Annotated in this window: 21 protein-coding genes; 15 read left to right on the top strand and 6 right to left on the bottom strand. The window is 66.1% G+C overall.

What is annotated here, in order from left to right; translation table 11 throughout:
* Positions 1-113: 113 nt before the first annotated feature.
* Together AKJ09_RS56045 and AKJ09_RS09970 are read left to right on the top strand one after the other, a co-directional pair.
* Positions 114-545 carry a GFA family protein gene (locus tag AKJ09_RS56045; protein WP_205633663.1) on the top strand — a complete coding sequence of 144 codons (432 nt, stop codon included), beginning with the start codon at positions 114-116 and terminating at the stop codon, positions 543-545.
* Positions 546-555: 10 nt separating this feature from the next.
* On the top strand, positions 556-1,146 hold the full coding sequence (locus tag AKJ09_RS09970) for a TetR/AcrR family transcriptional regulator (RefSeq protein WP_146646967.1): 591 nt from the start codon (positions 556-558) through the stop codon (positions 1,144-1,146).
* A gap of 9 nt (positions 1,147-1,155) precedes the next feature.
* On the opposite strand, the gene AKJ09_RS09965 is transcribed toward AKJ09_RS09970, so the two are convergent.
* Positions 1,156-3,300: a gluzincin family metallopeptidase gene (locus AKJ09_RS09965; protein WP_146646966.1), complete on the bottom strand. Its 2,145-nt coding sequence runs from the start codon at positions 3,298-3,300 to the stop codon at positions 1,156-1,158.
* 198 nt (positions 3,301-3,498) lie between these two features.
* Between AKJ09_RS09965 and AKJ09_RS09960 the strand changes: the two genes are divergently transcribed.
* The 7 genes from AKJ09_RS09960 to AKJ09_RS09930 are packed head-to-tail and all read left to right on the top strand — an operon-like array spanning position 3,499 to position 11,704.
* A complete protein-coding gene (locus AKJ09_RS09960) occupies positions 3,499-4,617 on the top strand; it encodes a hypothetical protein (RefSeq protein ID WP_146646965.1) in 1,119 nt (372 codons plus the stop codon).
* A gap of 12 nt (positions 4,618-4,629) precedes the next feature.
* Positions 4,630-5,841: a hypothetical protein gene (locus tag AKJ09_RS09955; RefSeq protein WP_146646964.1), complete on the top strand. Its 1,212-nt coding sequence runs from the start codon at positions 4,630-4,632 to the stop codon at positions 5,839-5,841.
* Positions 5,838-7,073: a hypothetical protein gene (locus AKJ09_RS09950; protein ID WP_146646963.1), complete on the top strand. Its 1,236-nt coding sequence runs from the start codon at positions 5,838-5,840 to the stop codon at positions 7,071-7,073. The genes AKJ09_RS09955 and AKJ09_RS09950 overlap by 4 nt, the downstream gene beginning before the upstream one ends.
* Positions 7,070-8,413, top strand: coding sequence for an RCC1 domain-containing protein (locus AKJ09_RS09945; protein ID WP_146646962.1), 1,344 nt, complete (start codon positions 7,070-7,072; stop codon positions 8,411-8,413). The genes AKJ09_RS09950 and AKJ09_RS09945 overlap by 4 nt, the downstream gene beginning before the upstream one ends.
* On the top strand, positions 8,410-10,197 hold the full coding sequence (locus AKJ09_RS09940; protein ID WP_146646961.1) for an IgGFc-binding protein: 1,788 nt from the start codon (positions 8,410-8,412) through the stop codon (positions 10,195-10,197). Before AKJ09_RS09945 ends, AKJ09_RS09940 begins: the two co-directional genes overlap by 4 nt.
* A gap of 3 nt (positions 10,198-10,200) precedes the next feature.
* A complete protein-coding gene (locus AKJ09_RS09935) occupies positions 10,201-10,872 on the top strand; it encodes an RNA polymerase sigma factor (RefSeq protein ID WP_146646960.1) in 672 nt (223 codons plus the stop codon).
* Positions 10,865-11,704 carry a tetratricopeptide repeat protein gene (locus AKJ09_RS09930; RefSeq protein WP_146646959.1) on the top strand — a complete coding sequence of 280 codons (840 nt, stop codon included), beginning with the start codon at positions 10,865-10,867 and terminating at the stop codon, positions 11,702-11,704. The genes AKJ09_RS09935 and AKJ09_RS09930 overlap by 8 nt, the downstream gene beginning before the upstream one ends.
* A 9-nt stretch (positions 11,705-11,713) precedes the next feature.
* Here AKJ09_RS09930 and AKJ09_RS09925 read toward each other — a convergent pair whose 3' ends face one another.
* The 4 genes from AKJ09_RS09925 to AKJ09_RS09910 all read right to left on the bottom strand — a co-directional run bounded on the left by AKJ09_RS09925 (position 11,714) and on the right by AKJ09_RS09910 (position 15,593).
* Positions 11,714-12,754, bottom strand: coding sequence for a hypothetical protein (locus AKJ09_RS09925; protein ID WP_146646958.1), 1,041 nt, complete (start codon positions 12,752-12,754; stop codon positions 11,714-11,716).
* 212 nt (positions 12,755-12,966) lie between these two features.
* Complete coding sequence (locus tag AKJ09_RS09920) at positions 12,967-13,725, bottom strand: SDR family oxidoreductase (RefSeq protein WP_146646957.1); 759 nt, start codon at positions 13,723-13,725, stop codon at positions 12,967-12,969.
* 120 nt (positions 13,726-13,845) lie between these two features.
* Positions 13,846-14,715 carry an ICP22 family protein gene (locus tag AKJ09_RS54185; protein WP_205633662.1) on the bottom strand — a complete coding sequence of 290 codons (870 nt, stop codon included), beginning with the start codon at positions 14,713-14,715 and terminating at the stop codon, positions 13,846-13,848.
* Positions 14,716-14,903: 188 nt separating this feature from the next.
* Positions 14,904-15,593, bottom strand: coding sequence for an alpha/beta fold hydrolase (locus AKJ09_RS09910; RefSeq protein WP_146646956.1), 690 nt, complete (start codon positions 15,591-15,593; stop codon positions 14,904-14,906).
* Between the two features lie 138 nt (positions 15,594-15,731).
* Between AKJ09_RS09910 and AKJ09_RS09905 the strand changes: the two genes are divergently transcribed.
* Together AKJ09_RS09905 and AKJ09_RS09900 are read left to right on the top strand one after the other, a co-directional pair.
* Entirely contained in the window at positions 15,732-16,319 is a 588-nt protein-coding gene (locus AKJ09_RS09905) for a sigma-70 family RNA polymerase sigma factor (RefSeq protein ID WP_146646955.1), read from the top strand.
* Positions 16,316-16,543 (top strand): anti-sigma factor family protein, encoded by a 228-nt coding sequence (locus AKJ09_RS09900; protein ID WP_146646954.1) that lies wholly within the window; start codon positions 16,316-16,318, stop codon positions 16,541-16,543. Before AKJ09_RS09905 ends, AKJ09_RS09900 begins: the two co-directional genes overlap by 4 nt.
* 15 nt (positions 16,544-16,558) lie before the next feature.
* Here AKJ09_RS09900 and AKJ09_RS09895 read toward each other — a convergent pair whose 3' ends face one another.
* Positions 16,559-17,479 carry a GAF domain-containing protein gene (locus AKJ09_RS09895; RefSeq protein ID WP_169927413.1) on the bottom strand — a complete coding sequence of 307 codons (921 nt, stop codon included), beginning with the start codon at positions 17,477-17,479 and terminating at the stop codon, positions 16,559-16,561.
* A 112-nt stretch (positions 17,480-17,591) separates the two neighbouring features.
* Here AKJ09_RS09895 and AKJ09_RS09890 point away from each other — a divergent pair, with 112 nt between their 5' ends.
* The 4 genes from AKJ09_RS09890 to AKJ09_RS09875 all read left to right on the top strand — a co-directional run bounded on the left by AKJ09_RS09890 (position 17,592) and on the right by AKJ09_RS09875 (position 22,933).
* Positions 17,592-18,614 carry a sigma-54 interaction domain-containing protein gene (locus AKJ09_RS09890; protein ID WP_146646952.1) on the top strand — a complete coding sequence of 341 codons (1,023 nt, stop codon included), beginning with the start codon at positions 17,592-17,594 and terminating at the stop codon, positions 18,612-18,614.
* Positions 18,615-18,738: 124 nt separating this feature from the next.
* Entirely contained in the window at positions 18,739-20,136 is a 1,398-nt protein-coding gene (locus AKJ09_RS09885) for a TolC family protein (RefSeq protein WP_146646951.1), read from the top strand.
* A 2-nt stretch (positions 20,137-20,138) separates the two neighbouring features.
* The gene (locus tag AKJ09_RS09880; RefSeq protein ID WP_146646950.1) at positions 20,139-21,293 is read left to right on the top strand and encodes an HlyD family secretion protein; all 1,155 of its coding nucleotides are present in this window, start codon (positions 20,139-20,141) and stop codon (positions 21,291-21,293) included.
* Positions 21,290-22,933 (top strand): MFS transporter, encoded by a 1,644-nt coding sequence (locus AKJ09_RS09875; protein WP_146646949.1) that lies wholly within the window; start codon positions 21,290-21,292, stop codon positions 22,931-22,933. The genes AKJ09_RS09880 and AKJ09_RS09875 overlap by 4 nt, the downstream gene beginning before the upstream one ends.
* Positions 22,934-23,035 lie beyond the last annotated feature (102 nt).

Raw genomic sequence — 23,035 nt, 5'->3', positions numbered from 1 at the left:
TCGGTTGCGGGCCCCGAACTTCACGGTCCGTGGAAGTGGTCGCCGCAGTAGGGTTTCGAGCAAAGCACGTACGTCATCAATCTGCTCGAATACGTGTTCGAACGAAGGAGGGGATGAAGATGGTGGCAGGCGAAAAGATTGAGATTCAGTGTCTCTGCGGTGCGGTCGGTGTGGAGCTGAATGGTCCGTCGAAAGCTCAGTTTTTCTGTCATTGCGATGACTGTCAGGCGGTTCATGGTGCCGCATACATGCCCTATGCAGTCTTCGCGAAAGACGATGTGAATGTCGTTCGCGGGAACCCGACCTCGTGGGCCCTGAAGGGGACTCCGCGAACGACTTGCTCGCAGTGTGGTACCCGCCTCTTTTCCGAAGTTTCCCAGGTTGGTATTCGCAGCGTCAGTGGAGGCTTGTTGCCGAAGGGGACGTTTCAGCCCGCCTTCCACATGCAGTGTCGATTCGCCGTTCGACCGGTGAGGGACTCACTTCCCCATTTCAAAGGTTTTCCGGCTCCGTTCGGCGGGACAGACGAAACCGTCGATTGGTGAGGCCCCAGGCATGAATCGGACTGACGTATTGGACCGAGCGCTGCTGGCGTTTTGGCGATTCGGCTATGACGGCTGCTCGATGGCCGAGCTCGTCGAAGCCACCGGAGTCCAGCGCCAGAGTCTCTACAATGCATTCCAGGACAAGCAAGGATTGTTCGTGGCGGTGCTGAATCGCTATGAGCAGTTGTTGAAGGAATCGCTCACGCCGTTGCTCCGTGATGATGCGGAGCTGCCCGAGCTGCGTCAGTACATGGAGGGAGTCCTCCAGCTCCAGGCGGATCGCGATGTTGGCGGATGCTTGCTGGTGCAAACGTCGTTCGGTGTTGGCGTCAGTGACCCGCGCGTTCGAAGTGTCGTCGAAGCCGGCGCCAGCGCCATTCGTGCGTGCTTTGCGGACCTCATCAGACGAAGCGTCGCAAGCGGGCGGCTGTCTCGTGAGGTGGTCCCGGAAGCCTGTGCGGATTACCTCTTTGCGGTACTCAATGGCCTGAGTGCGCTGGCGCGTACCGGCGCCAAGAAGGACCACGTATCGGGAGTCTTGGCCCATACGTTTGCAACGCTTGGCGTCGCGCAATCCAAAACACCGATGGGAGGGGGATAACTCTCTCTCTCAGACTCTTCGGCGTCGCCGGAATCCGAGCGCGGCTACGCCGAAGAGGAGGGCGATCGGAATCGGGCCTCGGCTCGGAGCCATGGCGCAGCCCGAGCCGCTAGCTCCGATTGCCGTCGGGGCGCTCGACACCGGCGCCTCCGGCGCGGCGCCCGCATCGATGTCGCCGCCAGGAACGGCGGCGGTGAAGGAGACGGTCAGGCCGTCATAGGCGCCGTCGCCTTCACCTTCGTTGGCGATCTGTAGATAAGCAACGCGAACGCCCGCCGGTACGTCGAGCTCCGCGACGCGTGATGCTTCACCCTCCGGCGTCACGCGCGCGGAGACATCCGGCAACGCCTCGTTCGCGGCGTCGCGGCTCCACCGGATGGGACGGTCCCATGACGCGAGGACCACCGGCTGAAACGGTGTTCCCTCGCGACCGAACAGTGGAGGAGACACGCGCCGCGCCGCGAAGACGAGGCCAATCTTGCTGGTGCCAGGAGGAACCTCGACGCGGAGCTGCAGGATGCCGGGGGTGATCACCTCCGACGTTGCGTCGGTCCCCGGCGCTGCGAACCAGCCGACGGGAGCGCGCAGCGGCGCGTCGGGTACGAGCGTCACGATCGACGAGCAGCGCGGAAGGATTCCGCTCCGAACGAGCTCTGATGCGAGCAGCGGCTCGGCGGAAGGCAGCTCCGCTTGCAGCGCTGCGCGAAGGAACACGGCAAGCTCCTCGAATCCGAGGTCGCGTCGACCGGGAGACAATGAAAGCGCCCGATACACCGCAGCGTCGAAGGCATTGCGGCTAGAGGCGTCGAGCGTACGTCGCGTTCGCCACAATGCACCGGACAGCACGCGCGAATCGCCGTGCGGCTCTCCCGTGATGGACCGCGGGCAGGCGTCGTCACCGTCGATCGAACGCAGCGCCGCCGTTGCGGCTGCCGATTCGGTCGCCACGTACTCGCCGACGACGGGATCGTTCGTCGACGCTGCAGCGAAGTAGTCCGCGATGGCCTCGCCGATCGCCTCGGGCTCCGCGGAGATCCCCTCCTCGGTGACGCGCCACCCACTCACGTGAAGCGTGGCATCGATGAGCGCGTGGGTCACCTCGTGCGCGACCACGTCACCATCGTAGGCAAAGTCGACCTTGGTCCCCTGACCGAACCAGACGGTGCCGCGGGTAACGCCGTAGAGCGCGCGAAACGTCTCGCCCTCGGAAGCGCCTGCGCCAGGAAGAAAGAATGCGCCGGGATAGGAGACGAGCTCCGCATCTGGACGCCCCGCGAGGTCGAAGTCGCCCTCGAGCAGCCCGGGCGCGATCCGGAGCGAAGTCACGAGATCGAGAGGACGCTCGGATAGCCTCGGCTCTTCGGTGCCACCGCCGAGAATGCGAAAGTACTCGAGGATGCGTGCCGCGTGAAAGAAGGCCGACGCCTCCGCGAACGCGTCGGCCTGCTCTCGACCAAGCCTCGGCTCGGAGCGCGGCGGTTCGACGAAATCGCCGGTGCCCGATGCGACCGCGACTTGCTCGAGCCCACACACGCGAATGACGCGCGGGGCGCCCCCTAGCGAGATCGATCGCGTCCCGCCGTGATCCACGCAGCTCCTCGCCACGAGGTCGGAGCTCGACAGTCGGTCGCCGACCGTCGCGAATGGCAACGGCAAGAGCGCGGGACTCGGTGTTCGCGTTGGATTCTCGGGATAGGTGAACACGCTGGCGTGCTTGATCTGGTCACGCGCTTCGAGCACTCGACCGCTCGTCGCGTCGACGACAACCCGCGGCGCCGTCGGAAGCCCGTGCGTGCGGCGCGGCGCGATCAACCAAGCGAGCGTTCCTCCACGACGCCCTGCGTGCACGACGAGTCGTGCATCGTCCTCGTCGACCGGCGCCCGTGAGAACGGTCGCGCTCGCATCACCGCGTCGCTTCGCGAAAGAACGGGGCGCACGTCGCGAGGCAGCGCGCGCTCGACGTCATGAATGGCGAGCGCGCCCCACGTCACCACTCCGCGCCCCAGAACGGGCAGACCGCCGAGCACCTGCTCGCGTCGCAGGATGCCACGATCGGTCCGGATCGGCGGAGGAGCGAGCGTCACGGCCTCGCCTACGGGGCGCTGAGAGCCGATCTCCGGACGCGTCTCGGCCCTCGCTGGACAGGTCGTCATCAGCGACGCCAAGAGGAGGAGCCAATGCGCCGGTTGCCGCAAGGATCGCTAGTTCAACGAAGAATTCGCCCCCGTTCAAGCACGAGCGACGGACCGGAATGGTCGAGCTCGGCTCGCACGGGCCGGCCGTGGTCGAGCCTCGGAGAGAAATCGCAGGCCTCGTGATCGCGGTCGACCCTAGGTAGGCACTAACTCGGTATGCGCAGGTTTGCGGGCATTCCAGGGGGTCCTATCGCCGTAGCAGCGGGCCTCCTCCTCTTGCTCCTGGAGGCATGCCAGGGCGACCGGCGCATCGTCGCGACCGAGCCGCCGGCGCCGCCGAGTTTCTCCGGGGAAGATGCGGGCGAGGCGGGGACGTCCGAGATCGCGCTCTGCCCGACGAACGCGTGCCAGCCTGGGCGGGTCACCTGCCCCGACAGCCCGTTCCTATGCGGCGTCGACCTCAGCTCCGACGACGACAACTGCGGGGCGTGTGGCAACCGCTGTCCCAAGCTCGGCGCCGTCAACGCCCTCACCAAGTGCATCGACGGAGAGTGCAAGCTCGGATGCACCACCGCCAAGATGGACTGCAACGGCCTCGCCGAGGACGGCTGCGAGGTCGACGTCACCAGGGACAACCAGAATTGCGGCGTCTGCGGTCACGCGTGTCCCGCGAACTTCTCCTGCTCCGCGGGGGAGTGTGTCTGCGCGATATCCAATAGCTGCGGCGCATGCGGCAACGTCTGTCCCCCGGACGAGGAACCGCCATTCCCCGAGGAATGGAACATGATGCGCGATTGCGCGAGCGGAGCGTGCAACGTTCCGATGTGCGCCCAGTTCTATGCAGATTGCAATAAAAACGCGAGCGATCCTGCGGGCGACGGTTGCGAAACGAACACGAGCAGCGACCCGAAAAACTGCGGCGGCTGCGGTGTGGAGTGTGGGGCCGAAGAGTACTGCATGGTCGTCGACCAGCGCCCCACGTGCGTCTGCCCGTGCGGGGCGAGCTGCTTCAACCTGAGCGACGATATCGACAATTGCGGAGCATGCGGCTTCGCCTGCCCCGGCGACCCGCGCTCCGCGAAGATGGCGGCGACTCCCAACGGCGATCCCGACCCGGCTCACGGGAGGCCCGTCTGCGTCACCGGAATCTGTGACTACAAGTGTTCGGCCAATTGGGGGGATTGCGATTCGAACATCGACAATGGTTGCGAGACCGATCTCCGTCGCGATCCGCACAACTGCGGCGCCTGCGGCGTTCGCTGCGAGGGCGTCGAAGGCCAAGCTTGCATCGACGGGAAATGCGCGATGCAAGAGTGCAGCACCACGACGAACTGAAGGTATCCAATCATGACCGTTTCCGCGAAATGGATTCCGATGATCGTCGTCGCGCTGGGCGCGGCGGGCGGAGCCGTCGCTTGTGCCGATGACGTCGAAGTGATGGTCGCTCCCCAAGACGGCGGGACGAACCTTCCGCCCGAGCAGCCTCCCGCCCCCGAGGACGCGGGCGTGCGCGACGCCGAGCCTGACTCAGCGAAACCCACGGAGGTTTCGCCCGGCACGTGCAGCTCGTCGGGACTGTGCGTTGCGGCGATTCCCGTCGATGGCACGATCGGCCTCACTTCGGTATGGGGATCGAGCGCTCGTGACGTGTGGGCCGCGGGAAGCGCGGGCACCGTTCTTCACTACGACGGAACCACGTGGGAGAAGACGACGCTGGTGCCCGACGACGGAACGGTGCCGTACACCATCCGAAGCGTCTGGAGCGGCCGCTCCGGCGACGTGTGGATGGCGGACGGCAAGTGGCTCTGGCACGCGCCCTCGTGGAAGGGGCCGAAGGAGACGATCTGGTCGTCGCTCGCGTTTCCTTCCTACGAGCTTCCTCCCGCAGCGGTGACGGGATTCGACAATACCGTTTTGCTCTCCCGGCTTTCGCCCAAGCTCCGTGGCGGTAGCGGGCCATGGATCTCGAGCTACGCAGCGTGGGCCGATGGTGGTCCAGAGGTGGTCGACGAGATCGGGATGACGGCCTACCAGTCGCTCTCCTTCACGGCGCTGAGCGCTTCTCGCGCCGACGAAATCTGGGCCGTCGGCTCCAGCATCGACTGGAGCAATCATCTCAAGGGGCGCGTCTTCCGCGCCTACCGCGGGCCGGACGAGGAAGGCGTTGACTCGTGGCAGTTCGAGGAGCAACTCGTGCTGACGACCGACGTAGCCTCCGGCGTATGGGCCGATAGCGAGGCCATCTGGGTCGTCGGTGGTCATGGCACGACGCGACGCATGTTGCGAAGCGAACTATCGAACAAGTTCTTCCGCAACGTCCCGTCTCCCGTGAACGTGGATCTCCATGGCGTGTTCGGCTTCGCGCCCAACGACGTGTGGATGGTCGGCGCAGAGGGCACCGTTCTCCATTGGGACGGCACGAGCTTGAACAAAGTCACCACACCCTTCGACGACGTGCCGAGCAAGCCGAGGCTCTTCTCGATTTGGGGAACGTCGCCCTCGGATCTCTGGATTGTCGGTCAGGGCACGGTGTTGCACCTGCAGAAAGGCGCACCATGAACCCGCGGTCTCTCGTCCTCGCGCTCGTCGCCCCGCTGTCGGCGCTCGGCTTCTTCGCTTGCGCGGAATCCAGCACGCCGGAGCTCCAGGCAGAAGACGGCGGTTCGCTGCCTCCCGTCGTTCCCTCGGACGCAGGGAGCGAGACGGCGCCGCCGGAGGACGCCGATGCGGCTCGTCCCGTCCAGACCTGCAGCTCCGGCGGGTTCTGCTACGTCCCCTTGCCGGTCCAAGCCCCGCTGATCGCGGTGTCCGCGGCGAACGTCGACGACGCTTGGGCCGTGGGGGCGAACTTCGTCCTGCGATGGGACGGACAGGCGTGGACGCACGTCTATCAATACCAGGGAACGGATCCTCGATTCTCCTTCAAGGGAATCCGGGTGAGCGGACACGACGATGTCTGGATATGGGGCACGAGCCTCGTCGTGCACTACACCGTGCGGGGAGGGGCGCCGAGCTTCCAGGCGTTCGATTCCACCGGCGGCGCGAGCTGGGTGCCATCCACCTCGGATGCCATTTGGCGAATCAACGGATCGCGTATCCAGCATCTTCGTGAAGAGCCCGACGCCGGACTCGTCGTGGCGGAGGATCTCTCTTCGGAGATTGGCAATTTCAACATCTGGGGAGCTGGAGCCGAGGACGTCTACGTCGCCGGCGAGCTTTGCAGATCGCCCTGGGGTTGTGATTGGTCCCCGCAATCGGCGCGCGGCGCTGTCGCTCATTACGACGGAACCGCTTGGACGTCTGCGCTCCTCGGTGATGGCGAGCGAGTCACGTGGCTCCAAGGCTTCGAGCAAAACCAAAAGCGGCAGCTTTGGATGTGGACGGGAGCGCCCGGCTTTACTCGTACGCAGCTGCGGCTCGTTTCGGTCGCCGAAGACGGCGGGCTGAGCGCGCCGCTCTTCTCGAAGGACGTCATCTCTGGAAGGCCAGGCTCGGACTTCGGATTGCTGGTGACCGAGGGCGAGTGGTGCAGCAATCTGACGGGCTTCGTCGTTTCTCCGAGCCTCGCCTGGTTCACGAACGGTTGCCTGATGTACCAATGGAACGGAACGGACGTCGAGCTCGTGCGAACGGAGCTCGGAAACCTGCCGACCGGAATGGTCAATGGCATTTGGGCGGGCCCCGATGGCGAGGCCTGGATCGTCGGTCAGGCAGCTCGGGGAGACGTCACGGCTCCCAAGACCGGATTCGCAGCTATGCGAAAGGTCGCGCGTGACGGAGGTCAACCGTGAAACGCCGGACGATGTTCTTGCTCCCTTCGGCGATCGCATGCCTGATCATTGCGTCGTGTACGTCGGCGACCGTCGACAGCGCTCCTGTCGAGTCGGACGGAGGTTCGCCGCCGCCTGCGGAAGCGGGGGCCCCGGATGCCGTCGCGGACGCGCGGCCGGTCGACGACGGCGGGACGAAGGCTCTCGAGGTCGAGTGCAAGGTCGAGCCTTGTTACCTCGCGCTCAGCGGCAATGGTGGCGAGCACACGTGCGGTCTCGTGAAAGACGGCACCGTTCGCTGTTGGGGCCGCGACTCGATGACTCCACCGCAGAGCGTCGACGGGATTGTCGAGCCCGGCGACAACGCACTCGGCCGGGGAGGGCTCGTGTCCGCTCTCGAGAGCGCCACTCCGCAACCGGTCAGCGGCCTCGGCAACGTGACGCAAATCAGCGTGGGCTCGAACTTCGGGACCTGCGCGCGGACCTCGGACGGATCGGTCTTCTGTTGGGGCCGCAATGATTATGGGCAGCTCGGGCGACCCGCAAGCGAAGCGCGGCTCCTCACGCCGACGCGTGTGGAAGGGCTGCCTCCCGTCGACGAGGTCCAGCTCGGGGCCGTGACCGCATGCGCCATCGGCTCGGCCGATCGCGCGCTGTATTGCTGGGGCCAATGGATGACGGGCCTCGGCGTCGACGCCGGCGACGACCCGACCTTCGCTCCCCAGCGGGTCTCCACGTTTCGACCGCCGGTGCATGCCGTGGTCGTCGGCGCCGGTCACCGCGACGAGCTTTCCGGCGGCGACACCATCATGGCGCTCCTCGACGGCGGCATTCTGGCCAGCGTCGGCCGTCATCTTGCGGTCGGCACGATCGGATCGGAGCCGCCGTCCCGTCCTGCCGAAATCGAGGGAGTCGCACGGATCGGTGCGTTCGCGTTCGTCGGTTACGACGGTCTCGTCACGAGGTGGAGCTATCTCCAAGACGCATTCGGGTCGACCACCGGATTCGTGCACGAGACGCTCTATCTGCCGGCGCGAGCGGAGGTCGTCGACGTGAAGCTCGGAGGCGTCGAGGCATTGGCGCAGGGCGGGGCGCTTCTTTCGACCGGGAGACTCTTCCGGTGGGGCCTCAATTCCTCGGGAACGCTCGGGGTCGACCCCAGCACCGAGGCGCGAGCCAATTATCCACGGGAAGTGACCGGGCTCGGAGGGCAGGTCGTCTCCTTCGCGACGATGCGGTCGTCGACGTGCGCGCTGCTCGTCAGCGGTGAGATCAAGTGTTGGGGGGCAAACGGAAACGGTGAGCTCGGGCGCGGTTCCATCGACTGGCTCGCGCATCCGGAAGCCGAGGCCATTCGATGAAGCAGCATCCGACTATCCAATTGCTGGTGTGCCTCGGCGCGCTGGTCGTAGCGCCGCTCGCTTGTGGTAACGGCCGCGACGGCTACGACGATCCACAGACTCGTTTTCCGGAGCCGGAGCCGGAAGCGGGAACCTCGCTGCCAGAGTGTTCAGGGAAGGTCCGGTGCTCGCGCGATCTGCGCTCCGTCGTCGACGGGTGCGACGAGTCTCGCGTCATCACCACGTGCGCGCCTGGCGAAGGCTGCGCCGGAACCCAGTGCGTGCCGGCCTGCGACGCCGCAGCGAGCAACGGTAGCTCGCTCGGATGCGAGTTCGCGACGTTGCCACCCAGCCGTTTTTTCGACACTTCGGGCTCGTGCTTCGCCTCGTTCCTGGCGAACACCTGGCCAACGCCGGTTCGGATCGAGGCCGAGTACGCCGGCGCTCCGCTCGACCTCGCGGACTCGATTCGCGTCGTCCGGACCGAGGGCGAGAACGTCACCTACGAGCCGTTCACCGGGGAGCTCCAACCCGGCGACGTCGCCATCGTCTTTCTCGCCCAATCGCCGACGGCCGTGGGGTCGGATCCCAGTCACTGGGTCCCGTGTCCGGGCGGCGTCACTCCCGCCGTATCCGCCGATACGAGCGTCGCGGGGACCGCGCGTGGCTCCTCCTTTCGAATCAAGACGACCGCGCCTGTGTCCGCGTACAGCATTTGGCCATTCGGAGGCGCAGGTTCGTACGCATCGACGGCCACGCTGCTTCTTCCGCTCGCGTCCTGGAAGAACGATTACGTCGTGACCACCGCCTGGGAGCGCGTCGTCAAGTACGACGGCAAGCCGACTGTTCAGATCGTCGCTGCCGAGGACGACACCGAGATCACGCTGTTCGGCAGCGTGCCTGTCGAGGCGGGGCGCGACGTCGAAGCCGCGGAGAAGAGCATTCCGCACACCTATCGACTTTCACGAGGAGAGGTTCTCCAGTTCGCGCAGAAGGAAGATCTGCTCGGCAGCCGTATCGTGTCGAAGAAGAACTTCGCCGTCTTCGGCGGACACGAGTGCATGCGAATCCCACAACAGGTCGACGCGTGCGATGCGGGGCAACTCCAGCTTCTTCCCGTTCGTTCGTGGGGAAAGGAGTACGCGGTCGCTCCGTACATGACGCGGCTCGCCTCTGGTTTCCCCGAGAAGTACTACTATCGGATTGTCGCCGCGGTCGACGACACGACCCTCACCTACGATCCGGTCAAACCGGACGACGCGGCGAGCACGTTGAAGGCCGGAGAATCGACGCTCTTCATCACGGACAAGCCGTTCGTGGTCACGAGTCAGGACGCCGCGCACCCCATCGGCGTCTACGCCTACATGACGGGATTGGGCTTCGACGCGGTCCGTCTCGAAGACGGTGATCCCGAGTTCACCTCGGTCGTCCCCGCGGAGCAGTTCCTCGACAAGTACAGCATGTACGTCGAGCCGAACTACCGAAATGCCCACTTGGTCGTCGTCCGTGCACGGCACGAAGGAGGGGACTTCGAGCCCGTGACGCTCGATTGTGGCGGCGCTCTCGAGGGCTGGAAGCCGATTGGTAAGCAGGGAAAATACGAATACGTCCACGTCCCGCTGAGGTCGTTCTCCGTCAATCAGAAGGTCGGAGAGGGCATGTGCGGGCCTGGTCGTCGTGAGCTCGACAGTCGCGGCCCCTTCAGCGTTGCCGTTTGGGGAACGGATTACGCCGTCAGCTACTCCTATCCGGGAGGCTCGGCGATCCGTACGCTCAATGCCATCGAGCCGCCCCCCGTGCGTTGACCCATGGCCATCTTTCGTAGTGACGTGAATGCCTTTGCAGCGCCCGGCGAGACGCCGAGACGCGAGCCCCTCCCACTCGTCGCACGCGCTGTGGCGGGGGATGCGCAGGCAACTCATGCGCTCGTCGAGGCCCTCATGCCGGACGCCTTCCGGGTGGCGGTGGCAACCCTAGGTGCGAAACACCCGGATCTCGATGACGCTGTCCAGCTCGGCATCATGGAGGTGATGAAGAGGCTGGCGACGTTCCGCCACGAAGCGAGCTTTCGAACGTATGCACTGCTCATCGTGTCTCGGACCGCCATCAAGGTCCGAAGGAAGAGTCAGAGGAAGAGCATCCTCGCGGAGAAGTTTCGCCTCAGCAAAGGTGTCGAGACCGACGAAGAGGTGGTCGACGACACGTCGGACCCCGTCGATCAGGGGCTTCGGCGCGTGCTCAACGAGCTCTTGGCAACGTTGCCGGACGTGCAGGCGGAGGCGCTCCTCATGCGCGTGGTGCTCGACTACGACCTGGACGAGATCGCGACCCATGCAGGAGTGCCGGTCAACACGGTGCGGAGTCGCGTTCGACTCGCACGCGAAGCGCTTCGTCGTCGAATCGAAGCAGATCCCGAACTATGTGCGCTCGTCGCGGCGAGCGGCCTGCCGGCCGTGAAAGGAGGGCCAGGCGATGAGTGACATGGATGTCGTCGACCAGGCGCAGAGGCACTTGGCGAAGCGAGGCCGCGAGGCGCTCGAGCGGGCAGAGGCGGATGGCCGGCTTGCGCGATTGACGGCGGCAACGTCGGAGCGTGCGCTCTCGGCGTTGACCGGCAACGTCCCGAAGCGGGCCGGATGGCGATGGCTAGGGGGAGTGGGCATCTCGGCGATCGTCGTGCTCGCCGGAGCGACGTACGTGTCGACACGGGCTCCGAGCTCTCCCACGCGAGCCGTGGCGGTCGTGGCGACGCCGGAGCAACGCGAAGAAGCACCGACTGCAGAGGCGGTCGCGCCACCGGTCGCAGTTCCAGGGGCGAGCCTCGGGATCAGCGTCGATTCGCTGCCTTCCGCGCCGTCTTTGCCGCATGCGCAGGCACCACGAAATGTGCCTCCGCGCGCCGACGCGCCGACGTCGGTGAATTCGGAGGTCTTGGCGGACAGCGCAGCATCGCTCTTCGAGCGCGCGAACGCCGCACGACACCGGGCGGATGACGCGGCCGCCGAGACGCTCTATCGCGAGCTCCTCGATCGCTATCCCCGCTCACGCGAAGCGAATGCGACGCGAGTCATCGTCGGGCGCATGCAGCTCGCGCGAGGCGCGGGCGAGAGCGCGCTTGGACTGTTCGATGCCTACCTTGCGGAGTCGCCGACGGGAACGCTGACCGAGCAGGCTCTGGTCGGCCGTGCGCAAGCGTTGAAGAAGCTCGGGCGGCAGGTCGAGGCGCGAACGGCCTGGCGCGCGCTCCTCGATGCGTTTCCGAAGTCGGCCTACCGCGTGGAGGCGCTGGAGGCGCTCGACAGCCCGCGCTGATCGTTGGCGTCAGAACCGGACGTCGAGACCCACGCGGACCACGCCCCGGACGGTATAGGGAGATAGGAGAACGATCTCGTGGCTGCTGTCGACGACGTAGGTCGGGGCCCTGACGGGGACGTCGACGCCGACGTCCGCGCGTGCCGTGAGCCGTGGCGCGATCGAGACGGCGGTGCCGGCGAACGCGCCGATCACCGGCACGCGGTCGACGAAGCCATTCTCGGTGGCGGGCTTCGCTCCCGCGCGGAGCACAGTCGTTTGGACGGAGACGAAGTCGAGTCCAGCGCCGACGCCGAGCACGAGATCCAGCGAGGGCGCGAGCGGTATTCCGCATGAAACGTCGGCACGCAGTGCATGCTGCGCGAACCGTGACGACACCGATTGCGTGGCGACCGTGACGGAGGTGCGCTGCTCGACGAGCAATGCGCCACGGAGCGCGATGGCCCCGGGACGTGCGCTCAAGGCGAGCGCCGCGCCCGTTCCGAAGACGACCGGTGCCACCGGCGCGTAGGTTCGAACGCTCGCCTCGGTTTCGAGCTCGACGTGCGCCACGAGCTTTGCCGGTGGCGGGGGCCTGGTCGGGACGCGTGGAGAGGTTGGCGGTGTCGGCGTCTCGATGGGCTCGATGGGCGTGGCCGGTACAACCTCGCGCGGAGTTCCTAGTACCTCGCCGCGGAGCAGGGCCTCGACCGCGTACACGGTGATGTGCGAAATCTCCTCGCGCACGACCTCGTCGACTCCGCCATCGGTGGCAATCTCGTGGACGAGAACACGGTCGTGCCGCGTGTCCACGATGGCAACGCGAACCTTGTGCGGATCACTGAAGTCCACATCGACGGCCGCGAGCAGCTGCGACGAGGGGCTCGCGGGATGCGCGAGTGGACGCGACGTCCGAGCAAAGCGCGGCGTGACGTGGATGCGTGAGAGGAGCTCGCGGAGCGCCGCTTCGAGGCGCTCGTCGTCCGCTTGGACGAGGACCACCTCGACGAGCGGCGCGTTCGAATCCTCGGCATGAGCGGGCCGCGTCGTAGACGCGAGGAAAATGACCACCGCAGACGCCGCCGCACACATGACGCTTAGAAGGCGTGTCAGGCGTGTCAGTGGCCAAGCACGAGGCGCCGCGCCCATCCGAGCCGGCCAGCATATCCGAAGAGGTGTTGTGGGACGCCCCCGATCTCGCCGGAGGCCCCCACGGTCGAGGTCGCCGTCGCATGTCTACGGCAGGCCTCGAGGAGTTTCGGCCGGCGTTCGGCCGCCTGTGATCAGCGTGGACCGAGGTAGATGCCGCCGCTGGCGTCGAGGACCTGACCGGTGATCCACCGTCCGTCATCGGAGGCGAGGAACGCGACGACGTCTGCGATGTCGGAAGGGCTTCCGAGGCGGCCGAGAGCCGTCATGCTCACCATGAAGTCTTTGACGCCGGGCAGATCGAGCAGAGCCGCATGTTCGTGATACGTCGTCCCCGAGCGCACGGTGTTGACCGTGATGTTCCGTTTGCCGAGCGCGTTCGCGAGGGTGTGTCCCATGACCTCGAGCGCTCCCTTCGTCATCGCGTACGACGTCTGTGAAGGGACGGCGATACGGGTGGCGACGGAGGAGATCGTGATGATTCGGCCGCCGTCGCGGAGAATCGGCAAGGCTCGCTGAATGATGAAGAACGGCGCTCGTACGTTGATTGCGAAGATTCGGTCGAACGCCTCGCGCGTGGTCTCTTCGATTGGACCTCCGGGCGGACCCGCTGCGTTGTTGACGAGGATGTCCAGCGGTCGTCCCGATAGGCCCTTTTCGAGGCCCGCGAACAAGATATCGACGTCGCCTTCGACACCGAGCTCCGCGCGAATCGAGAAGGCTCGGCCGCCTGCCTGCTCGATCTCTGCCACGGTCTGCTTCGCGGCCTCTTCGTTGCTGCCGTAATGGATCGCAACGAGCGCTCCGTCGGTCGCGAGTCTTTGGGCAATGCCTCGCCCGATTCCTCGCGACGCTCCGGTCACCAATGCCGTCTTGCCGTCCAGTTTTGCCACGTTTCGATCCTCCATCCAACGCTGCCGGTCCCGAGCGCCGGAGGGACAACTCGAAACCGCGAAGGTTCCGACGATTTCAGCGGCCGTCGAATCCGTGCGTGTGGAGTGCGCGCGTGACAGCTACTGCGGGCTGAGCGAGCCCGAGAGCGATAGGGTCTTCTGGATCCGAAGTGTTCCAGCGGCGGCCGACGCGTTGAATCCGAAGACACGGACCTCTACCGTATTGCTGACGTCGGCGACTCCTGCGAGCGGGACGTTCGCCGAGCCGCCGGTCGTCGTCACCGTGACGTTTTGGAGTGCCGCATAGCCGTCGACGCTCGTCCCGACGGCGGCATCGGTCGGTCCCGTGGTCGACGCTTTGAGGTCGATCGCCAGCGAGGTCACGGTCATCTTGCAGGTCGCCGGGGGCGTGACGCTGAACGCGAAGTACTTGTTCGAGGCGGCTGCGCCGACCGGCCAGTTGCTGGCGTTCATGGCTCCGTTGCTCGACGCGGCGGTCACACCGGAGCGCGTGAGCGAGGTCGCCGTCACGCCCGCCGCGGTTGCCGACGGAGCGAGTTCCGTCGCGGTTCCGACAATCGTCGTGAGGTCGAAGGTGACGAGCGCTCCGGTGAAGACGCACGTGCCCGGGGCGCCCGCGTCGGTCTTCCCAGCGTCGCCCGCATCGCCCGCATCGCTCTTCCCAGCGTCGCCAGCGTCGCTCCCCGCATCGCCCGCATCGCTCTTCCCGGCGTCGCCAGCGTCGCTCCCCGCGTCGCCCGGATCGCCCGGGTCGTTGGTTGCGGCGTCGTCGGCTCCGGTCGCCGGCGAGCTTGTCGGGTCGCCGTTCGTGCTGCTGTCGGGGAGAGTCGTGCCGTTCGTTCTCGCCGATGAGTCGCCGCCGTCGGGGTGGACGATGGTGCCGGCGGCCTCGTCGTCGGACACCCCGACTGCGCAGCCGACTCCGCTCATCACCGCAAGGCACCAGAACCCGACCGCCGTACGTTTCATGCGGAGGTTCGTAGCCCACCTCCATCGCCGCGTCTTCGCCGCCTCGGAAACTCTCGTGTTAGATCCGTGCGTCAAATCTCCGACGCGCGCGTGCCATCCACTTCATGCGAGGCCGGAGAGACGCCAAGATAGGCCCGCGCGAACCTCGACGAGAGCCGTGCTCGTCGAGGTCACCCATTCGCCATGTTTCAACGAATGCCGCTGCTTGCGCGTTCGATGACCGTCGCGACCGCGGCAGGTTGGGACTCGTAGATCGCGTGGCTGCCCTTCACTTCGCTCACCGATGCCTCGATGCGCTTCGACATCGCGTGCTGCGCGGGGGGCGGGATCATCTTGTCGTCGGTTGCGATGATGTACCAGCTCGGCTTCTTGCGCCAGGCAGGCTCCCGCACTGCGCCTTCGAGCGCCGCGACGCCCCACGGGACCTGCGAGTCGGCGCGGAAGGCGGCGACCTTCGGGTCGAGGTCCGCGGCGAACGACGCGGCGAACTTCGCGCGGTCGAGGAAGAGGAAGCCGTCCTTCGGGGGGAGAATCGGCGGGACCGGCGCGCCGGGCGGCGGGTTGGCGATGAGCGAGGCGACCGACTCTCCCGCGTCAGGCGCGAATGCCGCGACGTACACCAGGCTTGCGACCTTCGGGTGATTGCCGGCTTCGGTGATGACGACGCCGCCGTACGAGTGACCTACCAGGATCGCCGGGCCATCGAGCTGGTCGAGGACGCGGCTGGTTGCCGCGACGTCGTCGGCGAGAGAGGTGGTGGGGTTCTGCACGATGCTGACGCGGTAACCCTTGTCTCGAAGGATGCCGTAGACGCGCTCCCAGCCCGAACCGTCGACGAAACCACCGTGCACGAGAACGACGTTCTTGATCGAGTTCATGATGACCACCTATCTGCCTTTCTGACCCTGAGACGCCGGCCGGGCGGCGGTCTTACCTCGGGTGACGAACTTTTTTTCGAGACCCCCGAGCCGTGCCCGCTTGACCCGCCGCCCTCCACAGGCGGAGACTCGGCCGCGATGCATGCGGATCGCAGCGATCAGGCTTGGATCGACGGACTGAGGGGCACCGCCGACACGGCTGCACGGGCTGCCCTCGTCTCCGATCTGCGTGACTACTTGCGTCGAACGCTCGCGAAGGGCTTCGGCCGGCAGCTCCAGGGCGCGGATCTCGAGGACCTGACGCAGGAGAGCGTTCTTCGCGTGCACCAGAAGCTCGATAGCTTCGAAGGTCAGAGTCGCTTCACCACGTGGGCCGCGACGATCGCCGTGAACGCGGCGCTCTCCGAGCTACGGCGCAAGCGCTACGAGCATGTCAGCATCGACGAGGCCGGCGAACGGGCGGATTGGTCGGAAGCGAAGGACGACACGGTCGACGACGAACGAGAGGTCGAGCTGCTCCGCCGCGGTATCGAGGACGTGTTGACGGAGAGGCAACGCGAAGCCATTCAGGCCGCGCTCGGTGGCCTCCCCTTGATGGAGCTTGCGCGTCGCTATGACGTCAGCCAGGGCGCCGTGTACAAACTGCTCCACGACGCACGGCGGCGGCTCAAGCGCTTCCTCGAAGAGGCTCGGGAAGTGGAAGTACGGCAGGGAGTTTCAGCATGAGCAACAATCCGAAGGCCGCCGCGACGTTGCGCCGACTCCTCGCGACCACGCGAGACGAGGAGCTGGACTGCGATCGGTTCTTTGCGCTGATGGCTCCCTATCTGGATGGCCAGCTCGGCGACGAGCAGCTTCGCGAGCAGATCGCACATCACGCCCAGCAATGCCCGGAGTGCAGCGAGGAGCTCGAAATCCTGAAGCGAGCGCTCGCGCCCGACGAGGAGTGAGCGCCGTCCGCTTTGCTACGAGCGCCGCATCGCCGCAACGAGCGCGTTGCTCGCGGACGAGAACGTCGAGACGCCGTCGAGGTGGATGTCGTGCTCGGTCATCTGGACGGCGCTCGCGGGTGAAATGCCCGAGAGCATGCACTCGGCGCCCAGGAGTTTGGTGGCGCGGGTGATGGCGGCGAGCGCGGAGACGGAGGCGGCGTCCATCGCTTCGACGCCGGTCACGTCGATGAGCGCGGCGCGCGTGGCGCGCTGGCTGACGGCCGACAGCAAACGATCGGCGATCTGATCGGCGCGAGCCGTATCCATACGCCCCACGAGAGGCAAGAGCAGCACGCCGGGGGCGATCTCGAGAAGTGGCGTCGAGAGCCTGCGCAGCTCTTCTTTCTGCGCGCGTGTCAGGGCGAGCTGGGCCTCGAGCGTTTTGAGATCTTCCAGATTCCAATACACGACGCCCGCCAGGCTCGCGACGGACGAGAGCAACGTGATGTGGGTCTGCGTGAAGGACTCCGGGCGGGTGCTGCCCAGGGAAATCGCGCCCACGCTTTGGCCACGGCCGACGAGCGGCAGGGTCAAGCGTGAGCGGACGGTATGGCGGCGAGGGCTGAGCTGGGCCGAGGGATCGCTCTCGATGGCCACCTCGGGCACATGGAAGACCTGCTGCGAGCAAAAGACGTCGCCCACGTGACGGTCCATCGCCGTGCGCTCGGCCTCGAGCCGCTCCTCCTCGGTAAAGCCTCGAGCGAAGACGTGACGGAGGCGGCTCGTGCTGCGATCGAGGAAGAAGACCGCCACGTACTCGACGTCGATGATGCGCTGCATGATGTCGCCCATCGCGGCGACGAGCGCCGCTTCGTCGCGAACGGACGCGAGCGCGGTCGCAATGTGATCCAACAACGGGACGAGATCGAGCGCAGGAACTTCGTCGTGGGACATCCGGCGCAGCAGTCTACGACGGCTGCTCGTCGGTGGGGACGCCGAAGGAGAGCGGGCGGACACGACGCCGGGCCGCGTTGTCGTCCGCGACCGTTTCGACGATGCTCGAACCATGTACGGTTCGCCCCCGGCCCTCATCGGAAGTTCGAAGGCCATGCAGCAGATCCAGGCCACGATCGAGCGGATCTCGCGCTATCGCACGACGGTGCTGCTCCTCGGGGAGAGCGGCACGGGCAAGGACCTTCTCGCGCGGATGCTCCATACGCGTGGTCCAGGGCGTGAGCACCGGTTCGAGCCGCTGAATTGTGCAAGTCTCGGGCGGGAGCTTCTCGAGAGCGAGCTCTTTGGTCACGAGCGGGGCGCCTTCACCGGCGCGCATGCTCAAAAGCGTGGGCTGCTCGAGATCGCGAACAAAGGAACCCTGTTTCTCGACGAGATCGCGGAAATGGATCTCGCCACCCAAGCCAAACTCTTGCGCGCCCTCGATTACCGCCAATTCCGGCACCTCGGCGGCACCGAGATCATCCGCGTCGATCTGGGGCTCGTTGCAGCGACGAACCGCGACGTGCCGGCGCTCATCGAAGCAGGGCGGTTCCGCGAGGATCTCTATTACCGACTCCGCGTGGTCACCATCGTGGTGCCGCCGCTCCGCGAGCGAAAAGAGGACATTCCCCAGCTCGTCGCGCTGTTCGTCAAACAGTTCAACGAACGGCACGGAGCGCGGTTGAAAGGCGTGTCACCTGGACTGATGAAGCGGCTTCTGGCGGACGACTGGCCCGGCAACATTCGTGAGCTACGCAATGCCATCGAGAGCGCGGCGTTCTTCGCGACGGGGGACGAGCTCGGGCTCGCGGATGCCGAGGCGAGTGGCTTTCTCCTCGCGCCCGCCGGATCGCGGACACCGACGACGCCCGCGTCGCGCACGGGGCAGGAGCGCTCGAAGGAGAGGGGACGACGAGGGCGTGGAACGGAGGAGGCGCCGAGCACCGACGTCACGCTCGAAGAAGCCGAGCGTGCGCTCATCGAGGAGCGACTCCAGCAGCTTGGATCGCGAGAGCTGACCGCGCGATCGCTCGGGATCGGGCTGCGGACGCTCTACGCCAAGCTCCAGCGTTACGGGATTGCGACGCGCTGAGCCTCTCGCCCATCTGCTGAAACGGCATGCCGAATCAGCAGTTCCGAGAGGTGGTTCCTGCGCGACGCCCATGATTTTCGTGGTCCCGTGATTGGCCCGCTTGGTGCTGAGCGCGTCAGCAAACATGCTCGCTCCAAGTCGCCGTCCTTCCCGCCCACGTCGCACCGCCGCCTTCGCTTTCATCGTCGTCGCCGCTTCGTCCTCGAAAGCCTTCGCTGCATCCCCCGAGCGATCCCTCGGCATCGGCGCGCCCCAAGCCATCGGCTTCGACGATGCCATCGAGCGCGCGATCAGCCGCTATCCCTCGGCGCGCGCGGCCGAGGCCGACGTCGAAAGAGCTCGCGCCGACTTCGCGCGTGCTCGCAGTCAGTCCATGCCGGCACTGAACGGCTCGCTCTCGCACCTCGGCGTCGACTCGGTCTCGCTCGACGGACAGGCAACCCGAATCGGCCTCGCGTCGAACCAGGCACAACTCTCCCTTTCCGTGCCGTTGTTCGATCCGCGCGCCTGGGCCGATTGGTCCGAAGGCAAAGAGAAGATCGAAGTCGCCGACGCACGCCTGTCGAACGAGCGACGGCGCGTAGCACTCGCGGCAGGCCGTGCGTGGACAGCAGTGCTCGCGGCGGACCACGTGCTCGCGTTGCACGAAGAAGCGCTCCGGACGGCCGAGGCGCATCGTACCTTCACCGTGGGTCGTGTCTCGGGAGGCATCGGGACCGAGCTCGACGTGGTGCGCGCGAACAAGGAAGTGGAGTCGGTCCGCGGGCTCGTCGAGCTGGCGACGTCCGACTGCGTCCGCGCTCGCGAAATACTCGGCGTCCTGACGGGGGTGAACGGGGCGGTCGACGTGCGTGCCGACGACACCGGCGAAATTTCGGCCGATGCGAAGTCATCGATGTCGGTCGGGGTCGCTTCGGGCGCCCGCATCGACCATCGCCCCGACGTCGTCGCCGCGCGAGTCGCGCACGAGAGCGCGCGCAACGAAAGAAAGCATTCGTATACCGACTATCTGCCGAGCATGCGCCTCGATGCGGACGCCTTTTACCAGGACGAACCGACGCCGATTCTCCCGGTCTCCGGCGTTGGCTACATCGTCAAACTCACTCTCTCGGTACCGATCTACGACGGCGGCTTGCGACCGGCGCGGAGTCGAGCACGTCGCGCCGACGAGGCCGCGGCTTCGGCTCGTCTCGAGGAAGTGACCCGCTCGGCACGCGCGGAAGCCCGCATCGACGGAGATCGCCTGAAGCACGCCGAGCTGGCGTGGGACGACGCCAGGAAGGCGGCCACGCTCGCGCGGCGCACGGTCGATCTCACGCGGCAGCGTTACGCCGATGGTCTCGGCACTGATCTCGACGTGATCGACGCGCTCCGCGAATCACGCAATTCCGATATCGCCGCGGCCGTCGCCGAACAGACGGTCCTCGTTGCCAGGCTCGACTGGCTCGCCGCCGAAGGCGTTCTGCCGACCCTCTCGCGCGACGCACACGGTTCGCGCCACGAATCGAAAGGTACGTACTGAAAATGGATTCATCGATGGTATCGACGGCTTCCAACTCGAAGATTCGACGGGCTGTCGGCTTCCTCCGAACGAAGTTCTCCTTCGGAGGTCTCGTGACGGCGGGGATCTTGCTGTTCGCCGGTCTCGCAGCCGCGGCCGCGCAGAGCGATCGCAAGATGGCATTCCCGATCAACGAGGGCGCGACCGATGACGCGTTCGTTCGCGCCGACATCACGCCGCTTTCGTCGCGGGTCGAAGGCCATGTGCTCCGCGTACTCGTCCAGGACAACGAGCGCGTACGTGCCGGTCAGCTGCTCGTCGAAATCGACCCTGCCGATTTCGAAGCGAAGGTGCGCGAGGGCGAGGCGCGCGTGGCTGCTGCCCAAGCGCTGCTCGAGTCGAATCGAACCAAGCAGCTCGTCCAACGAAACTCCGTGGCCGCCGCGAGTGCCGCCGTGGACGCGACGAGCGCCGGCATGCAGCGCGCAGAGCTCGAAGCGCAACGACACGATCGGCTCTCGTCGGGAGGTCTGGTGTCGGCGCAAGATCACGAACGAGCCACGTACGATGCGCTTCGCGCGCGGGCGGAGCTGCGCCAGCGTGGCTCCGAGCGCGATCGATCGACGGCGGAGCAAGTCTATCTCGACGCCGAACGCAGGCGGCTCGAAGCGGAGCTTTCGGCGGCCAATGCGATGCTCGACCTGGCGCGCATCCAGCTCGGATATACGCGCATCGTTGCGCCGGCGAATGGCGTCGTGGGCGAGCGAGGCGTCCGCGTGGGTCAGCTGGTGCGGCCCGGCTCGCAGATCATTCATCTCGTTGCCATCGACGACGTCTGGGTAACGGCCAACTTCAAAGAACGGCAGGTCGGCGTCCTTCAGCCTGGCACCCCCGTTCGCGTGACGATCGACACGTTTCCGGGAGTCGAAATTCCGGGCGTCGTCGACAGCCTTTCTCCGGCGAGCGGCGCTCAATTGAGCCTTCTGCCGCCAGACAATGCGACGGGCAACTTCACGAAGATCGTCCAGCGTATTCCGGTGAAGATCGCGCTGCGCCCGCCGCGGGAGCTCGCGGGACGATTGATCCCTGGGATGTCGGCGGTCGTCAGCATCGAACGCGCGCGTGAGCACGACCAAGCGCGGGCCGGAGGAACAACGCCCCTCCCGGGAAAGTCATGACGAGCGCGCAGTCGGCGGAAATGACACCCTCGCTCGCGGTTGGAGACGCGCGCGCCGTCGCGCCGTTTTCCGGCGGTCTCTCGATTCGTCAGCGTGCCGCCGTGGGGGCGGCGGTTGCGTGCGTGTTTGCCGCCGTTCTGCAAGCTCGGCTGACGAGCTTCGCGCTCGCCGACTTGCAGGGGGCGTTCGGTGTCGGGCCCGACGAGGCGGCGTGGCTCAATACGGTTTTTGCCGTCGCCGAGGTCATGGCGATTCCACCAGCCGTTTGGCTCGCCGGCGTGCTGTCTCTACGTCGGACGTTCGTGCCTGCCGCTGTCGCCTTCGCAGCGGTGTCACTCCTCGCGGTGCGTGTGCGCGACTTCGAGATGCTCCTCGTCTTGCGGGCGCTTCAAGGGTTGAGCGGCGGAGCACTCATCCCGATGGCCATGCCGACGTTCCGGCGCAAGCTGCCAAACATGAATCGGCTCTATGCATTTGCCCTTTACGGCATCGTCGCGAGCGTACCCATCAGTCTCGCGCCGCTGATCGAGGCGTGGATTGTCGAAAATGGCTCCTTCCGACTCGTCTTCGTACCGCCCGCGGTCATCGCGGGCGTGGCGGCGCTCGTGGGCGTTTGGGGTTTTCCTCGGCAGCCGGTGAACTGGTCGGAGCTCCGCCACCCGGATCCGCTCGGGCTTGCGTTGCCGTCGATCGGTCTCGGAGCTGTCTTGCTCGGAATCGAGCAAGCGAACCGTCTCGACTGGTTCGCGTCGCGATGGGTCATCGGCATGGTCACCGCGGGCCTGCTCGTGCTGGTTGCGTTCATTCGGCACGAGCTCGCACACCCCACGCCCGCGTTTCGCCTCGACGTATTCACCAATCGAAACTTCACCGTGGCCATCGTGACCATGGCGCTGTTTCGTATTTCGCTCATGATGGTCGCTTGGGCGATTCCCGACTTCCTGGTTCGTATCCAGAGCCTTCGTCCCATCGACTTCGCTTCGGTGTTCCTGTCGATGGCCGTACCGCAGCTCGTCTTGCCGTTCGTCGCCGTGCATCTGGTGCGTCGGTTCGACCCGCGTCTGACCATTGCCGCGGCCCTCGCGCTCCAGTGCGCGGCGTGCCTCCGTGGGCTAGCGCTCGACGCGAACTGGGCGCTCGACGAGCTTTGGCCAATCTTCGTTCTGCATGGCGTGGGGCAGGGCCTCTTCTTCTTGCCGATTCTCTCTCTGCTTTCGCTCAATCTCGACGTGCCACATCGGTCGTCGGCCGTCGTGGTCGTGAACTTCGTACGACTCGTGGGTGGCTCCGCAGGCGTCTCCGTGGTCGGGACGCTGCTCACGCAATCGGTGCATTTTCATCACAACGTCCTGAACGAACACCTGGCGTCGGGGGCGGGGCCCGCGGCGGAGCGTTTGGTCGCCAAGACCCAGCAGCTTGCCGCGCGGACGAGCGGCGACGCTGCGCCGTTGGCACTCCACCTGGTACGCGGCGTCGTGCGTCGCGAGTCGCTCGTCCTCGCCTATTCGGACGTCTTTCTGATGGTCGGCGCCGGATTGCTCGGTTGCGTGCTGCTCCAGACACTCCTTCGGCCCGTCAGCCTCGAGGAGTTGATGACGGGAACCCAGGGTAGGGCGGAACCGCCACGAGACCGCTTCTGACCACGACGCGAATCCTGCGCGCACGTGCAGGGGTTGCGCGTGCGCGAGACGGCGAGCAGCATTTGCGTGGACGGCATCTTCCTTGCGTTAGGCGGCGCGCAG

The sequence above is a fragment of the Labilithrix luteola genome, from assembly GCF_001263205.1.
Taxonomy (GTDB): Bacteria; Myxococcota_A; Polyangia; order Polyangiales; family Polyangiaceae; genus Labilithrix; species Labilithrix luteola.
The sequence above is the reverse complement of the archived record's forward strand: the minus strand, read 5'-3'. Positions and strand labels throughout refer to the sequence as shown.